Annotated in this window: 13 protein-coding genes and 1 pseudogene; 9 read left to right on the forward strand and 5 right to left on the reverse strand. The window is 35.6% G+C overall.

Annotated elements, in window-relative coordinates; all coding sequences use genetic code 11:
- Positions 1-5 precede the first annotated feature (5 nt).
- From HNS38_RS08660 to HNS38_RS08670, 3 genes are all read left to right on the forward strand, one after another.
- On the forward strand, positions 6-1,013 hold the full coding sequence (locus HNS38_RS08660; RefSeq protein ID WP_172346305.1) for a hypothetical protein: 1,008 nt from the start codon (positions 6-8) through the stop codon (positions 1,011-1,013).
- Between the two features lie 62 nt (positions 1,014-1,075).
- The gene (locus tag HNS38_RS08665; RefSeq protein ID WP_172346306.1) at positions 1,076-1,606 is read left to right on the forward strand and encodes a hypothetical protein; all 531 of its coding nucleotides are present in this window, start codon (positions 1,076-1,078) and stop codon (positions 1,604-1,606) included.
- A gap of 126 nt (positions 1,607-1,732) precedes the next feature.
- Positions 1,733-2,095 (forward strand): hypothetical protein, encoded by a 363-nt coding sequence (locus tag HNS38_RS08670; protein WP_172346307.1) that lies wholly within the window; start codon positions 1,733-1,735, stop codon positions 2,093-2,095.
- 148 nt (positions 2,096-2,243) lie between these two features.
- On the opposite strand, the gene HNS38_RS08675 is transcribed toward HNS38_RS08670, so the two are convergent.
- The gene (locus tag HNS38_RS08675) at positions 2,244-4,445 is read right to left on the reverse strand and encodes a glycoside hydrolase family 3 C-terminal domain-containing protein (protein ID WP_253939370.1); all 2,202 of its coding nucleotides are present in this window, start codon (positions 4,443-4,445) and stop codon (positions 2,244-2,246) included.
- Positions 4,446-4,676: 231 nt separating this feature from the next.
- Here HNS38_RS08675 and HNS38_RS08680 point away from each other — a divergent pair, with 231 nt between their 5' ends.
- Positions 4,677-4,997, forward strand: coding sequence for a hypothetical protein (locus HNS38_RS08680; protein WP_172282872.1), 321 nt, complete (start codon positions 4,677-4,679; stop codon positions 4,995-4,997).
- Between the two features lie 15 nt (positions 4,998-5,012).
- Positions 5,013-5,645: pseudogene (locus HNS38_RS08685) on the forward strand (acyl-CoA thioester hydrolase/BAAT C-terminal domain-containing protein); the annotation flags it as partial.
- A 34-nt stretch (positions 5,646-5,679) separates the two neighbouring features.
- Here HNS38_RS08685 and HNS38_RS08690 read toward each other — a convergent pair.
- From HNS38_RS08690 to HNS38_RS08705, 4 genes are all read right to left on the reverse strand, one after another.
- The gene (locus tag HNS38_RS08690; RefSeq protein WP_172346309.1) at positions 5,680-6,312 is read right to left on the reverse strand and encodes a phosphatidylcholine/phosphatidylserine synthase; all 633 of its coding nucleotides are present in this window, start codon (positions 6,310-6,312) and stop codon (positions 5,680-5,682) included.
- Positions 6,305-7,402: a histidinol-phosphate transaminase gene (locus HNS38_RS08695; protein ID WP_172346310.1), complete on the reverse strand. Its 1,098-nt coding sequence runs from the start codon at positions 7,400-7,402 to the stop codon at positions 6,305-6,307. The genes HNS38_RS08690 and HNS38_RS08695 overlap by 8 nt, the downstream gene beginning before the upstream one ends.
- A 42-nt stretch (positions 7,403-7,444) precedes the next feature.
- Complete coding sequence (locus HNS38_RS08700) at positions 7,445-8,242, reverse strand: phosphocholine cytidylyltransferase family protein (RefSeq protein ID WP_172282880.1); 798 nt, start codon at positions 8,240-8,242, stop codon at positions 7,445-7,447.
- A 419-nt stretch (positions 8,243-8,661) separates the two neighbouring features.
- The gene (locus HNS38_RS08705) at positions 8,662-9,810 is read right to left on the reverse strand and encodes a N(5)-(carboxyethyl)ornithine synthase (RefSeq protein WP_172282882.1); all 1,149 of its coding nucleotides are present in this window, start codon (positions 9,808-9,810) and stop codon (positions 8,662-8,664) included.
- A gap of 440 nt (positions 9,811-10,250) precedes the next feature.
- Between HNS38_RS08705 and HNS38_RS08710 the strand changes: the two genes are divergently transcribed.
- The 4 genes from HNS38_RS08710 to HNS38_RS08725 all read left to right on the forward strand — a co-directional run bounded on the left by HNS38_RS08710 (position 10,251) and on the right by HNS38_RS08725 (position 14,929).
- Positions 10,251-11,042 (forward strand): carbonic anhydrase family protein, encoded by a 792-nt coding sequence (locus tag HNS38_RS08710; RefSeq protein WP_172346311.1) that lies wholly within the window; start codon positions 10,251-10,253, stop codon positions 11,040-11,042.
- Between the two features lie 683 nt (positions 11,043-11,725).
- Positions 11,726-12,013 carry an NAD(P)H-dependent oxidoreductase subunit E gene (locus HNS38_RS08715; RefSeq protein ID WP_172346312.1) on the forward strand — a complete coding sequence of 96 codons (288 nt, stop codon included), beginning with the start codon at positions 11,726-11,728 and terminating at the stop codon, positions 12,011-12,013.
- Positions 12,014-12,039: 26 nt separating this feature from the next.
- On the forward strand, positions 12,040-13,749 hold the full coding sequence (locus HNS38_RS08720; RefSeq protein ID WP_172346313.1) for a [Fe-Fe] hydrogenase large subunit C-terminal domain-containing protein: 1,710 nt from the start codon (positions 12,040-12,042) through the stop codon (positions 13,747-13,749).
- Positions 13,742-14,929 carry a SpoIIE family protein phosphatase gene (locus HNS38_RS08725; RefSeq protein ID WP_172346314.1) on the forward strand — a complete coding sequence of 396 codons (1,188 nt, stop codon included), beginning with the start codon at positions 13,742-13,744 and terminating at the stop codon, positions 14,927-14,929. The genes HNS38_RS08720 and HNS38_RS08725 overlap by 8 nt, the downstream gene beginning before the upstream one ends.
- Positions 14,930-14,946: the final 17 nt, after the last annotated feature.

Raw genomic sequence — 14,946 nt, forward strand, 5'->3', positions numbered from 1 at the left:
TAATTATGGATAAAAAATCTCGTATACAACAAATACTGACTATTATACTCATCAGTATAATGCTTGTAAACTGTAAACCAGTTGTTAAAAAGAAAAACTATGAAATTCCAGATGAATTAAGCAAGAAGATTTGGAAGTTACAATCTGATTTTTGCACATCTATGATGAAAAGTGATTATGATAAAACTTTAGACTTATTTAATGATTCTATAGCAGCAAATTTACTTGGTTCGAACTATGACAGTCTTTTTTATGGTTTAAAATATGGCTTGTTTGAATATCCATATTTTAGTCAAGATATTTTTTATCAAAAAAGCTTATTCAAAAACACCAAGGTTGAAGTACTTTTTGAAGATGAAGATTTCAACCCATTTCTCATTAATTTTATAACTAGAAATAAAGAAACAGCAGTAACTACAGCACTATTGGGTGATGATGATGTACAATACTCTTTGGTAACTTTATATGGAAAATATAATAATGGTTGGAAGGTTGATTACATCACATATGGCTTGTACAGAATAGATGATAAAGATGCTCTTGACTGGTTGGTTGAAGCTGAAAAATGCCTATCAACGAATGATTATATAATGGCCACGTATTGCATGAGAATGGTTGATTGGTTACTTAAACCAGCGCAAGATTTATGGTGTTTTGAAAATGAACCAGAGGTGCTTGGTAAAATGAAAAGAATCAACAAAAAAATTAATAGGAACTTAAGGCTTAATAAGGTTTTTGTAAACATAGACTCAAAACCAGAACTCAAAGATTATTGTCCAGTATTTACAAATAAAAAAGTTTACCCTTTAATAACCTATCAAACAAAATTATCTATAAATGATAGTATTTCTATTGAAAAAGAATGTCTAGAACTTGATAGTCAATTTAGAGATATCTGTGATAAAATGATTCAGGATTCAATATATATAAGAATCTTACCTTATACTGATGCATGGGTTGAACCTGATACATTTTTAATTAAAAAAAGGAAGTTAGTTCCAAAGGTTAAATGACAATACTGCCGATTGTAAACAGAACCATAATTATTCAGCAGGAAAAATAAAACACCATTTGAATGGGAATGCTTATTTTCAAAAATAAATTAAAAATGAAATTGCAAATTACAATAGTATTAACACTAGGAATCCTGTTTATAAATAATCAAAGCACTACTGCGCAGGAATATCAAATTCCAAAAATCACAAAATCTTATCCACAGATTCCAGATTACGGTAAGCCAATTGAATACAGGTTTTCAGATGAAATTAATAAAATTATAGGGGCCTTCATTGCAAAAACGGACACTACAGAAAAATCCTTTTGGGGTGAATTAGAAAAATCGGATTCTATCAACGAACTTAGTATTTGGGATTATTATACCTATCCTATTAATTCTATTGACTCATCTTCCGATATAAGTGGAAAATTAATATCATCAACAAACAGGTATTGCAACGTAAGGAACAACAGAATTCCAATTTCATTTCCATCTGATAGAGAATATGGAGGATATACGTTTTGTATGACTGGAACACCATTGGTAATCAAATTTAAACGCATTAAGCAGGGACAATACAAAATTATATGGGTTGGTCATTATGATTAATAAAAACAAACGTAGCCTAATAACGCATATAGTTTATGTCGGATTAAATACAAGATAGCACAAATGAATTTTAGAATAATAATATCAAAAAGAAATATTAAAACACCATTTGAATAAACCTATAAAATGATTGATTCTAAATATATTAAAGACATTCTTGAAAAAATTATTGAGACTGAAAACGACCAAGATTTGCTCAACTCTCAATTAGACTATTTGAAAATTAAGGATTATAAATATACGTGGACAGGACTTTTTGTGCACTTTGAAAAACAAAAGGGAATTGAAACATTCAAGGGGGTTGATAAGAAGGTATTATATGGATTAATAATAAAATCTCAAGAACTTGAATTAGATGCAGAAGCAATTTTATTTATTAAGGGTGGAATAATTGATTATCTTGAGATTTGGTCTCATAGTGGTAATTATCCAAAACATGAGATTAAAGAATATGAGTTGATTCAAGGATGGATTGAAAAAAACAACTAAACACAATAAAAACAATCTCAATGCAGGGTGATGTGATATATTTGAAGCTTAAAAACCAGCACGACCCCAATTCATACCACTTAGCTACATCCACAAAAAAAACCGACCCCATAAAAGGCCGGTTTCAAAACAAAACTCTTCAATAAAACTATTTCACCTCAAGGCTCAATACTTCGTTTATATCTCTAGAAGATTGACCTATCAAAATCTCAAACATACCAGGATTAACCGTCCATGCCTTGGTTTCGCTATTCCAGAAAGCAAAAGCATCTTTGTCTAGGTATAAATCTATTACTTTGCTTTCACCAGCGGCCAGCATGACCTTTTTAAAAGCTTTAAGCTCTTTGATGGGGCGAATGTCCGTAGGCTTCTTTTCGCTTACATAAAGCTGGGCTACGGTGGCTCCTGCTTGAGTTCCTGTATTGCTCACCTTTACTGATATTTTTATAGCCTCCTCCTTTGTTATCTTTGAGGAGGATAATTGAGCATCGCTGATGGTAAAACTCGTATAAGACAAGCCAAATCCGAATGGGAATAAAGGCTCTATGTTTTTAGTATCATACCATCTATAACCCACCAAAACTCCTTCTTCATAATTTACATCGTAAAGCTGGTCAGGAGCTTGTTGAATAGAGGTATCAAAACTCCAACGGTCTATAACTGACTTTGGCGCATCCATATCAAAATAACTAGGATGCTCACAAAGGAATTTAGCATCGGCTGGTCTATAGCCAAAAGCTGGAGAATCTTTAAATTCTTTTTCTATGGTCATGGGGAGTTTTCCACTTGGATTGGTTTGTCCTGTAAGTACTTCTGCCAAAGCTATATTCCCGATCTGACCAGGATACCAATTATAGAGGATGGCATCAATATCATTCCAGTCGGTCATACGAATACCACCTCCGGAACTTACTATCACAATAGTATTTGGGTTGGCTTTTGCCGCTAGTTGAACGAGTGCTTCCTGCTTCTCAGAAATAGCAAATGGTCTATCACTACCCTCGTAGTCCCAAGTCACTGTGTTCACCATTAGCACATCGGCTTGTTTCATTTCTTGCTCTGTTGCATATTCTTTATACTGAATATTCGGGTAAACCTCCTCTAAGGCATCTAACATACTAACTATATCATAACCATCTACTTCACCAGAACCTCCTCCGTAAATATTTCTTTTCACAAACATTCCAGTAATCAGGATGTTTTTCTCGCTGCCTTTAGCAATGGGTAAAATATTATTCTCGTTTCTCAATAAAACAATCCCTTCACGGGCTGTTTTTAAAGCTACCTGCTCATGTTCAGCAAATTTCTCTAAATAAGACTCATCTTTCATAGGACGATCAAGATATCCAACTTTGGCAAGGGTTTTAATAATATTGATACACATGCCATCAATATATTTCTCTTCTACTTTACCACTTTCCACTAAACTCTTAAGTTCGGTCATGGTCTCTCCTCCAGGCATTTCCAAATCTTGTCCCGATTTAACCAACTTCTCAGCATCTGTAACACTCCACCAATCGGTCATCACCAAGTTTTCAAAACCCAGTTGTTGACGTAATAGATAGTTAATCACATAATCGCTTTGTCCGGCCCATTCCCCATTAATTTGATTATATGAGGTCATCACAGCCAAGGCACCAGCATCCACACCACTTTTAAAAGCAGGCGTATATATTTCGTGTAAAGCTCTTTCAGAAACCACTGTGTTGGAAGCACGACGTTTATAATCGGTATTATTGGCCACAAAATGTTTCATAGTAGAAATAACTCCAGTATTCTGAACACCAACCACATATTGCTCTACGATTCTAGCAGCCAAATAAGGATCTTCTCCCATATATTCAAAGTTTCTTCCGCATTGAGAGTTGCGATAAATATTCATCCCAGGACCTAATAAAATACCAATTCCAGCTGCTCTACATTCTTCGCCAATACTGTGGGCATAATCGTAAGCTATTTCAGGATTCCAAGTAGCAGCCAATTCCAAAGCATTGGGAAAAGACACTGATTTTTCTAAAGCATAATCGCTAATATCATCACCCAACCAGCTTTCTCTAATATTTACACCTTGAGTAGCGTCACTCAAGTATACATCAGGTAAACCATATTTTTCATATCCTTTAATGAAAAAGCCCTTATGTCCTTTTATTAAATCTAGCTTTTCATCCAGATTCATTTTCTTCACAATAGACTCAGCACGCTCAAGGGCAAGCTCCTCTGAAACTTCTGGACTATACTTCACTTTTTCAATGGGTTTAATCGCTTCCACAGCTTTCTCTTTTTCTCCACATGATATCAGCATTAAAGCCAAAATAAAAATGGGGAGGGTGATTTTTAGTTTTTTAAACATCATTTGTTGTTTTAGTATTAATATATAGTTTTCTTTAGTTTCTTAGTTTACTTAGGTTAGACAAACAATTATTTGTCTGATGTTAAGAGTATTAGTGATATCATTCACTACATCACTGCAAATATAATATTTCATGAACAGATATTAAAATATGCTTTGAATAAACACCATTTTTCCTATTCGAATGATTAGGTATATCTTTAAGCTCTTTTTTTAAATTATATTATAATCATGAAACAAGTTATCATCACCATTATATCCATTCTATTATTAATAGTTACTTATCTCATAATCGATCATTTTCTGTTCGATGGATTTAAAACTAGTTTTATTCATGAAGATGGATTTCAAGCCAAATATTTTGCAAGAAGCGAGACTCAAAACAAAACTGCTATTATCTTGATTGGTGGCGGACAATGGGGTAACTATTGGGGTGAACAATTTGCAAACAAAGGTTATGTAGGTTTATCCTTGCCCTATACCAGATTGGAAGGATTGCCGGATCTTCCTGAAGAAATTCCCCTAGAGTATTTTGAGAAAGCTATAGATTAGTTAGGCAAACAAGCTGAAGTTGATGCCCAGAAAATCCTAGTGATGGGCGCCTCAAGAAATGCGGAATTAGCTTTGGTATTGGCCTCTGTACTTCCAAATAAAATTAGCGGAGTCATTGCTTATGCCCCAAGTTCCGTTTCTTGGGCAAATAGAGTTCTTCCCTATAACTCAGATCACATTAAAGCCTCTTGGACCTATAAAGACGAAGACATTCCTTATATCCCTATGGAAAAAATCATTCCAAATGCATCCTCTCAAATCAATACTTTGGCTTATTGGAAATCGGGTTTGGAAAAATATGAGCACATTAAATTGGCTTCCATTAAAGTTGAAAATATTAAGGGTCCTATCCTACTCTTTTCAGGCAAAGAGGATGGCGTTTGGCCGGCTGCTCAAATGGCAGATAGTATAGAAAAGAGAATCAAAGGCCATGATTTTAAATTTGCTTTTGAAAATATTCAATACGAAAATGCTGGTCATCTCATTTCTAGAAACCCAGATTCGGAATCAGATGTATCCATAAGAAAAGGCCAAATGAATATCAATGGAAAAGACTATGAATTTGATTTTGGTGGAACCATGGAGGGTGATAATTTAGCCAAAAATCAGGCTCGTGTGAAGGTGTTTGAGTTTCTTGCTGATTTATAATGGTTTTTTAAAGTAGTATCCTATCCAATTATATTTAAACCCATAATAACCATCCAAAAACACCTGTTAGAATAATCACATAAGCCACCAAAGCATAAACCCATTTTCCTCCAAACTTTGGAGTTGGGATAGAAGATAAATTAAGTACTGAAAACAGCATCAGGAGGGCATAGATTAAAATGGCAAAAATAGAAGGCTCAAAAAAGTTTTCGAAGACAAATACTAGTGCCAAAATAAGCACATTATTATCCAAAGGAAATCCTTTGTATGTTTTAGTATCAATCAATCCATAAACATTAAAATAAGTCAAACGGATAGCACTAGCAGCTATAATGACAAATGCTCCAGGTAAAAACCAGATACTATATTCTCCATAGCTTAAAAGGATAATGGCCGGCAAAATACCAAAGCTGACGATATCGATCATGGAATCGAGTTGAGCGCCAAAATCACCTTGTATTTTGGTTCTTCCTTTTAATATTCGAGCGATAATACCATCAAACCAATCGAATAATACCGCCCATAAAACGCCTATTATTGCCGCCTCAAAATTTCCTTGAATGGCAAAATAGATTCCTATCACCGCACTCAACAATCCCAAAAGAGAGCAAATGTTTGGCATATCTTTAATAAAGCTGAATACGCTTAATTGTTTGTTATTATCCATACATCACCTCCTTCAGTCCAAGAATAAGAGTAGTGTTTTCTTTTTGAGTACGACTGGCAATCCGAATATATCGATCGCCATCGGGTTGGGTTTTTCCAGCACTATCTTTTATATAAATATTATGCTTAATAAATAGACGTTTACAAACCTCAGGGCCACTTAAAGCATCATCGGGCAAACGACAGTAAATATAGTTGGCATCGGGCTTAAAAACAGTCATGCCCTCAATGGAACATAGCTCGTTATAAAAAATATCTCGATCCACTTTAACCTCCTCACAACTGGCCTCAAACTCTTGTTTATATTGTGGCAATATCCTCAAAAATTCTTCCGCAAAACCATTAATATTCCAAATATGAATGCCATTGCGAACTGCTTGGGCAAATTCGAGATTAGCTGTTAGCATATATCCTATTCTTAAACCACAAATTCCATAGGCTTTGCTCATGCTTTTCAGAATAGCCATATTGGGATATTTGTCGATGTCAAGTTCCAAACTAATTTGCTCTTTCTTGTCGGTAAAATCAAGAAACGATTCATCTATAATAAGCATACAATTGCTGGTTTTTAACTTTTCAGCTAATCGTATTAAATCGGGTTTGGGCACTACCAAGGACGTAGGATTATTGGGTGTGACGACAACCGCCACATCGGCTCCAACTTTAATGGCTTCGGCAGCAAACTTGTCTACATCCAGCTGAAAAGATGGAAATTCAAGGGGAAACTCCACCACTCGTTCTTCTGGTGCTGCATTTGCATATTCATTAAAAGATGGGACCGGAACAATTAACTTTTTGGCTAAACTACCCGAAAGTATCTTTATGATTTCGGCAGCCCCATTTCCTACAATAATTTTATTCGCATCTTGATGAATAAGCTCCCCTATCAATTCAGCCAAAGCATTTTGTGCCATGGGATAGTTCAGAACCAAATTGTGAATATTATCCTTTAGATGATCAAAAACCTGCTTGGGCGGGAAATATAAATTATACAGGTAAGCATGATCTGTAAAATGGTGGCGATAATATCCTCCATGTTGTTTTGCAATGTATTCGTATTTTTCTTCTGGTGTGTTATACTTGATTTCCATGGTATTAGTATAATAATTATTGTCTGTATATAAATTAATAAACTATGCCACTGCAAATTCTTGCATAACAAGCTTTTTCAAATCCTTAGGGAATAATAATTCCGCTTTTGCTAAATCTTTCATGGTATCAATTTCATACCATGGTTTATGATCAAAAGAAACCGATTCTAATGCCAAACTTTTATTTTCAATCATCTCAGCAAAAACAGCTTCATAATAACAATTGACACTACCTTCGCTAATATATTGATTCAATTTCAATATAATGGCTTGCCATGATGCCAATGAAAAACTGTAAATATTCACTGTTTTGTACCGGATATCAGAATAGACATCTGTTGTTCCTTTTTGAAATTGAGTCACCATATTTGCCTTGTTCACAGAAACTGTTGTTCCATTAAGCCAAGGTTGCATAAGTGCTACAGCCATTCTATCCGGATAAACCATATCATTCAACAATGTAGTGTTTAATACCAAATCGCTTTCAAAAAGCACAAAAGACTCTTTAATAGTATGGCGGGCCATCCAAAGCGAGTAAATATTATTAGTTGTTTTATATAGGGGACTGTGAACGTATTCGATGCTAATGTCTCCTGATTTTTCACCAAGATAATCTTTGATAGATGCTTGTTCATGACCGGTGACGATGACAAGTCGTTTAAATCCTTGGCTTTTAAGATTATTGATCAATCTTTCGAGAATCGATTTTTCGTTGACAAGGGTAAGGCATTTAGGCGAGTTTTGTGTTAAAGGGAAAAGGCGACTACCGGTACCAGCGGCAAGAAGCAATGCTGTTGTTATGCGTTTTTGAGCATAACCATGATCTGAATCACTATGCATATAGAAATGTATTGGTGACATCAGAAAAAACTAAATGCCATGAAGCATCTAGTGCACTATGTATTAGCACTCTGATGTTGGGACTAGTTTGCTGATAATTCAACTATAAGTATGAAGTCTGCTAATGTGATGATCAAGGCTGTAAGAGCTCATCAACAAAAATGATAGTGAATGATTGATACTAAAAGATTAGTAATCCGGCTGCAAAGATACGTTAAATAACAAGACCAACGAAAAGGATAGTTTTTCAGTTTGTTGTATTATATCAATTGAATTTAAATCATTCAAAAAGAGATCCATGGATTAAGAGTATTTCCGCGAATTATAAAATAACAAAGATGTTAGAACTAGCCTTTCTATTAGACTAGCCATAACATCTTCATGTTTTTATTCGGATTCAAAAAATAATATTTCTGAATCTACTTCTTTCTAAAATGATGTGGATACTCTGCCTCACGATTCTGAAAAGTTAAAACAGATTCTTTTTTAATCACACCCTTATCTGTGTTAATGGCTCTTCGAAGGGTATCATTATCCATCCAACTATCATGGCCATTCAGTATCGTTTCTAAATATACAATTAGAGCTGCGGATATTGATCTGGATGCGCTTTCCCAAAGATAACTTGGTGTATGGTCTACAGCATAATAACTAATCTTGTCCACATGTATTAATGGCTTTTTAAAAGTGGTAGGTATAGCAAAATAGAATCCCATCCCCTCATCACAGCTCACATCAATAATTAAACATCCTGGCTTTAAAGAATCTTTTTCAGCTTCTGTTACAAAATCTATGGGATGATCAGTATCTTGGTAGGTACCATTAATTATAATTTCTGATTCACTAATCAAATCAGACAAAGGCTTTACGGTTCCATCATGCTCTACTGTTACCATTCTAGCCTCCCCATCTACACCTTCACGAATACGGACATAATGAACATCTAAAACTTCCTCTCTTACTTCATAATCAGGTCGCTGAATACAAATGGTAATATCTCTAAAACCATGAGCTTTTAGTGCATAAATAGCACCCCTACTCACCGCACCAAAACTAAAAATAATGACTTTGCGCTGATTTCCATAATGACCATCGATACCCTTTAATTGCAAGGCATGAATAACAGCACAATAACCTGCCATTTCATTGTTTTTATAAAAAGTATGTCTTCCCACTTGTCCGCTTGGCGACCAAACAAACATGTCTTCAAAGGCAATTAAGGTTAGTTTTCTATCAATGGCAGTTTGCGTAATATCACCCTGTTGAGCACAATGTGGGTATCCCCAAATAAATCCACCTTCACGTATTTCCTTTAAATCAGTTAAAACAGGCTTGGCTATAATAACAGAACCAATATTTGCTAATAATTCATGACGAGAGGCCACTCCACCAGTTTGGGCAATAAAAAAGTCATCATCCAAACCAAATGGGGCTCCATATCCCTTTTCAAATATTAACTGTTTTCTAATTTTTTCTGGGATTCGTGTTAAATGATCAGGATGAATAGGTACGCGTTTTTCATCTTCTTTTTTTGAAGTTCCAATAACTCCTAAGCTTAGCTTTTTCATAAATATTTCTCTATTGATCTTGTTAGGTAACAAATGTATGTCGGCTCGACAATCCGTAATTCAATAAGAAATAATTGCTGTATAGAAAGGAAATTATAAAAGCAGCAAAATGGACTAATGACTGATTGAAATCAAAAATGGTATAAACCAGTGGTAAAGGTAGGCTATTTCCTCAGAACCTTGGGAATTATATTCACACAAGTGATATAAGACCTAGAAAGTGGGGTATAAATACCGACCACTACAATTCTCAAATGCTAACTATCACAGCCCAGATTTCTATAGCAACAAGCAGTAAAAATTGCTAAATCAGCGTTAAAATCCATATAGTGTTTTGTGATTTAATGACTTAGTGATACTTTCGTAAAGTATTAAGATTTTATAATCCTTAAGAATTATATATCAGTCAAATAAAAACACAAAAATCAAATCACAAAACAATGAAAAAATCATTCTCATTATTATTTATCAGCCTTTTAGCACTTTTTGTAATCAGTTGTAATCAGTCTGAACAACAATCAGATTCTAACACAGAATCTCCCGTTTTAACTTCCACCAAAGTAAAAACCGTGATGACTAAACAAATGCAAGATGCACTCACTCCCGATGCCGCTTTAAAAGATTTATTAGAAGGCAATCAGCGTTATGTATCTGGGAATATGGAAAACCGTGACTTAAACGCTCAAATTTCAGCCACCACAAATGGGCAATTTCCTAAGGCTGTAATTTTAGCTTGTATAGATTCTAGAGTTCCTGTTGAGTATATTTTTGACCAAGGAGTTGGCGATGTTTTTGTGGCTCGTGTGGCAGGAAATATTGAAGATAAAGATTTGTTAGGAAGTATGGAATATGGTGTTGCCGTTGCTGGTTCTAAAGTGCTAATGGTTATGGGCCATGAAAATTGTGGAGCAGTAAAATCTGCCATTAAACAAGTAGATGTGGGAAGTATCAATGTGGATAACTTACTAGCTCAAATTGAACCAGCCATCCAGAATGTGGAAGGCGAAAGAAACTATAAGGACAAAGCCTATTTTGATCATGTGATTAAAGAAAACGTGAGCCAAACCATTGCCGACATTAGAAAAAACAGCCATATCCTTAGCAATCTAGAAAAAGAAGGAAAAGTAAAAATTGTTGGCGCTTATTATAGCCTCACCGATGGTAAAGTTACTCTTCTTGATGAACACAATCACGACCATGGGCATTCTCATGATCATGACCATAAGCATTAAGATTTACTGAATTGAAATCTATTTACTTTAACGGATTATAAAAAAGCCTTTGGGACTTCCCAAAGGCTTTTTTTTTTGTAAAACATGTCCCAAATTTGGTAAATATTTGGGACATGTTTTATTGATTTTTTTTGGCTGTAACTATGGGATCAAAGCTTTGAGCATAAAGAAAGGATTGAGGCCCTGGGTGGCCTAGCTTATAAATACCAGCTACAATTAGAATCCTTAAATATTTCTTCCAGCCTATGTTCTAATCTCAATTAAAACCCTCCTCAAAATTCTTTTTCCTATCCAAAATGACTAAAACCACCGTCCTAAAACAAAACACTGTAATATATCAGGACAATCCAAACCCCCTAACTGTCACATATAATGACACCTCTAATTTCCTCCATTTTACACAATCCAACATACCAACCTCATATCCTTTGTTTTACAAACCATGGCACGCCAATTGAAAAGGGATAAGCAATAGAATTTCATACCTTGTACTAATCAAAATGAGCTTGTTATTCTTTATCAGGTGAGTAGCAAGCCTTTTTGATAAGTCAATGGTTTTATTCTGACACCTTGTAAATACGATCAGATGAAATAAGCATGATTAAAATAATTATTAAACTTTTTATCTAATAATTATTCTTCATCATGTGATTCCATCTAACAGTTAAAGTAAAAGTGAATAGATGAAAGAGAAAATTAAAGTTGTAATTTGTTTGGGTAGCTCTTGCTACAGCCGTGGAAACGCCAAAACATTGGAAATAGTAAAAGATTATTTAGCCATGAACCAGCTAATCGATCAAACCGATTTTAGAGGGAAACTATGCTCCAACGATTGTAACCATGGCCCAGTTCTAAGCATCGGTGACCAAAAACACCTCAATGTGACCGAATCAAGCATCGTCAAAATTCTAGACGCTACCTTCAAGCCCAAAAAACAACATTCGCCTCAAGCTTACCATACCGAGAAATAGCTAAAAATAACCAAAAATTTAATAGCATGATTCTCCAATCTATTTACACTGAGAAAAACAATTGTCAGGACTGCTACAAATGTGTGAGACGATGCCCCGTTAAAGCCATCAAAATAGAAGACCATAGTGCTTCTATCATTACGGAGCTTTGCATTAACTGCGGGTATTGTACCACCATTTGTCCGGCAGGTGCCAAAAAGATTAGAAACGATGTAGCCGCTGCCAAAAACCTTTTCAATAGCGGACAGAAAGTGATCGCAGCCATTGCTCCAGCTTGGGTTTCTGAGTTTAGTGAGCACAAGGCTTCCTCTTTTATCTCAGCCTTAAAACAGCTCGGATTTCATGAAGTGTCTGAAGTGGCTTTGGGTGCCGAAATGGTTTCCGAATCCGTTAATCAATATTTGAATCAACAAGAAACAGGATTGCATATTTCGTCTTGCTGCCCCACTGTAGTCAGCCTTATTCAGAAATATTATCCCGAACATATCGATAAAGTCGTACCCATCATGTCGCCCATGCTTGCTCATGCGGCCTATTTACGCAGCTTGCAAACCGAGCCCATTAAAATCGTATTTATTGGCCCCTGCATTGCTAAAAAGAATGAAGCCGAAGAACATGAGGGTTTAGTGGATGTTTCCATCACTTTTCAGGAATTATCTGAATGGCTTGAAAAAGAATCTGCCTATTTTGAGGAATCTGAAACTGAAGAATTATTCTATCCAAATAAAGCAGCCGATGGTTCTCTTTATCCTGTGGATGGCGGAATGATTAATAGCCTAAAATCACAAATTACTACGGTAGATTTAGATTTCATGTCTTTCTCTGGTAGAAATAGCGTGAAAGATGTTTTGGAAAACCTAGAAGGTATCGAGACTGATAAGCTCTGCTTTTTGGAATTACTATCCTGCAATGGAGGTTGTGTGAATGGCCCTGGTTGTTCTGAAAATAATTCTATTGCCAAAAAAAGAGCCAATATCATTAGAACCCATCAGCAAACATCTGCACAGGAGAGAATGCTGAAAAATGCCATAGAAATTAGTCTCGATTATGAGAAAAGCCAAGTCAATATTCCAAAGCATTCGGGGGAGGATATTTTAGAATCATTAAAGTCCATTGGAAAATTATCGAGCAAAGACGAGTTGAATTGTAGTGGCTGTGGGTATGAAAACTGCCGCGATTTTGCTGAAGCACTTTTAGAAGGAAAAGCGGAAAGCAGCATGTGTGTTTCTTATATGCGAAAAGTAGCGCAAAATAAAGCTTCTGTATTGCTACAGAAAATGCCTTATGCAGTGGTTATGTGCGACGATAAACTCAAAATCATAGAATCCAATCTTCAGTTTGCTGAAATGTTAGGCGAAGAAACTTGTGAGCTTTTTAATGATATCCCAGGCTTAGAAGGTGCGCATTTGAAAGCGGTATTTCCACCTTATAAACTTTTTCAAAATGCCATAAAACTGGATTTAGAGAAATTCGACAAAGACATAAGAATTGAAGGAAAGCTATATCACCTTTCCATATTCACCATCCAAAAACATAAAATCATTTGCGGAATTTTGAGAAACCTACAATCTCCAGAAGTCAGAAATGAGGAGGTCATCAAGCGAACCAAGGAAGTGATTTTGGAAAACTTATCTACCGTACAACAGGTGGCCTTTTTGTTGGGGGAAAATGCCGCAAAAACAGAGACCATGCTAAATACCATTGTTCAATCCTACGAAGATTCGGAGAATGTATAGCAGTGAGCTTTTCATCGATGTGGAATACCAACAGGTTTGCAAACACAAGAAAGTAGTTTGTGGAGATGTGTTCCTTTCCCGACGCTTAAAACAAGAAAACCGTACTTTGGTGGTTTTAGCTGATGGATTGGGCAGCGGAATCAAAGCAAACATGCTGGCTTCCCTCACTGCAGGGATGATCGTTAATTTTATGTCCTTAAACGAGCCATTGGAGCGTTTTACCGAGACCATCATGAAAACCTTACCCGTCGACCCATTTCGCAAAATAGGCTTCTCTACCTTTACTATTATCGATATTGATTCCGATGGAGAAACCCATATCATAGAATATGGCAATCCACCCGTGCTTCTCATTAGAGATGGTGAATGTATAAAACCTAATCGTGATTTATTAGTGCTCTCTTCAACAATGGAGTATCCTCAAAATCTTTATTCTTGGAATTTCCAAGCACAAAAAAATGATAGAATCGCTTATATGACTGATGGTATTAGTCAATCGGGAATGGGCAGAAAAGATATGCCTTTTGGATGGGAGATGACTTCGGTACAATCCTTTCTCAAAATCAATACTCAGAAACATCCAAATATCTCAGCTAGGGATTTAAGTAAAAAGCTTTGTGCTCAAGCCATCAGTAATGATATTCAAAAAGCACAAGATGATATGACTTGTGGGGTGATTCATTTCACCAAAGCCCGTCAATTATTACTATGTACCGGCCCGCCTTATAGCAGAGAAAACGATAAACTACTGGCTGAAAAAGTAGACCATTTCGAAGGAACAAAAATACTATGTGGAGGAACCACAGCTGAAATAATATCCAGAGAGTTAAATAGAGAAATTGATGTAGATATGGATTCAGCCACACCAACACTTCCACCTCTTTCTAAGATTGAAGGTATCGATTTAGTTTCTGAAGGCATATTAACTTTAGGAAGAATATCAACACTCTTAGAATCAAACAGTATACTTGAGGAACCTGAAGATACACCTGCTGGACAAATCATACAGCAGTTTATTGACAATGATGAAATCTACATTATAGTCGGTACCAAAGTGAATAATGCACATCAAGATCCTACCCTACCAGTGGAGTTAGAAATTAGAAGAAATGTAATGAAACGAATAGCTCACTTGCTAGAGACCAAATTTCTAAAAAGAGTGATACTCGAATATTTATAGAAGCTAAAAACCAGATA

This window comes from Lentimicrobium sp. L6, assembly GCF_013166655.1.
GTDB lineage: Bacteria > Bacteroidota > Bacteroidia > Bacteroidales > UBA12170 > UBA12170.

Excerpts from the sequence above, each read along its gene's own strand:
- HNS38_RS08660 (WP_172346305.1), top strand. The coding sequence starts at position 6 with ATGGATAAAAAATCTCGTATACAACAAATACTGACTATTATACTCATC.
- HNS38_RS08665 (WP_172346306.1), top strand. The coding sequence starts at position 1,076 with ATGGGAATGCTTATTTTCAAAAATAAATTAAAAATGAAATTGCAAATT.
- HNS38_RS08670 (WP_172346307.1), top strand. The coding sequence starts at position 1,733 with ATGATTGATTCTAAATATATTAAAGACATTCTTGAAAAAATTATTGAG.
- HNS38_RS08675 (WP_253939370.1), bottom strand. The coding sequence starts at position 4,445 with ATGTTTAAAAAACTAAAAATCACCCTCCCCATTTTTATTTTGGCTTTA.
- HNS38_RS08680 (WP_172282872.1), top strand. The coding sequence starts at position 4,677 with ATGAAACAAGTTATCATCACCATTATATCCATTCTATTATTAATAGTT.
- HNS38_RS08690 (WP_172346309.1), bottom strand. The coding sequence starts at position 6,312 with ATGGATAATAACAAACAATTAAGCGTATTCAGCTTTATTAAAGATATG.
- HNS38_RS08695 (WP_172346310.1), bottom strand. The coding sequence starts at position 7,402 with ATGGAAATCAAGTATAACACACCAGAAGAAAAATACGAATACATTGCA.
- HNS38_RS08700 (WP_172282880.1), bottom strand. The coding sequence starts at position 8,242 with ATGCATAGTGATTCAGATCATGGTTATGCTCAAAAACGCATAACAACA.
- HNS38_RS08705 (WP_172282882.1), bottom strand. The coding sequence starts at position 9,810 with ATGAAAAAGCTAAGCTTAGGAGTTATTGGAACTTCAAAAAAAGAAGAT.
- HNS38_RS08710 (WP_172346311.1), top strand. The coding sequence starts at position 10,251 with ATGAAAAAATCATTCTCATTATTATTTATCAGCCTTTTAGCACTTTTT.
- HNS38_RS08715 (WP_172346312.1), top strand. The coding sequence starts at position 11,726 with ATGAAAGAGAAAATTAAAGTTGTAATTTGTTTGGGTAGCTCTTGCTAC.
- HNS38_RS08720 (WP_172346313.1), top strand. The coding sequence starts at position 12,040 with ATGATTCTCCAATCTATTTACACTGAGAAAAACAATTGTCAGGACTGC.
- HNS38_RS08725 (WP_172346314.1), top strand. The coding sequence starts at position 13,742 with ATGTATAGCAGTGAGCTTTTCATCGATGTGGAATACCAACAGGTTTGC.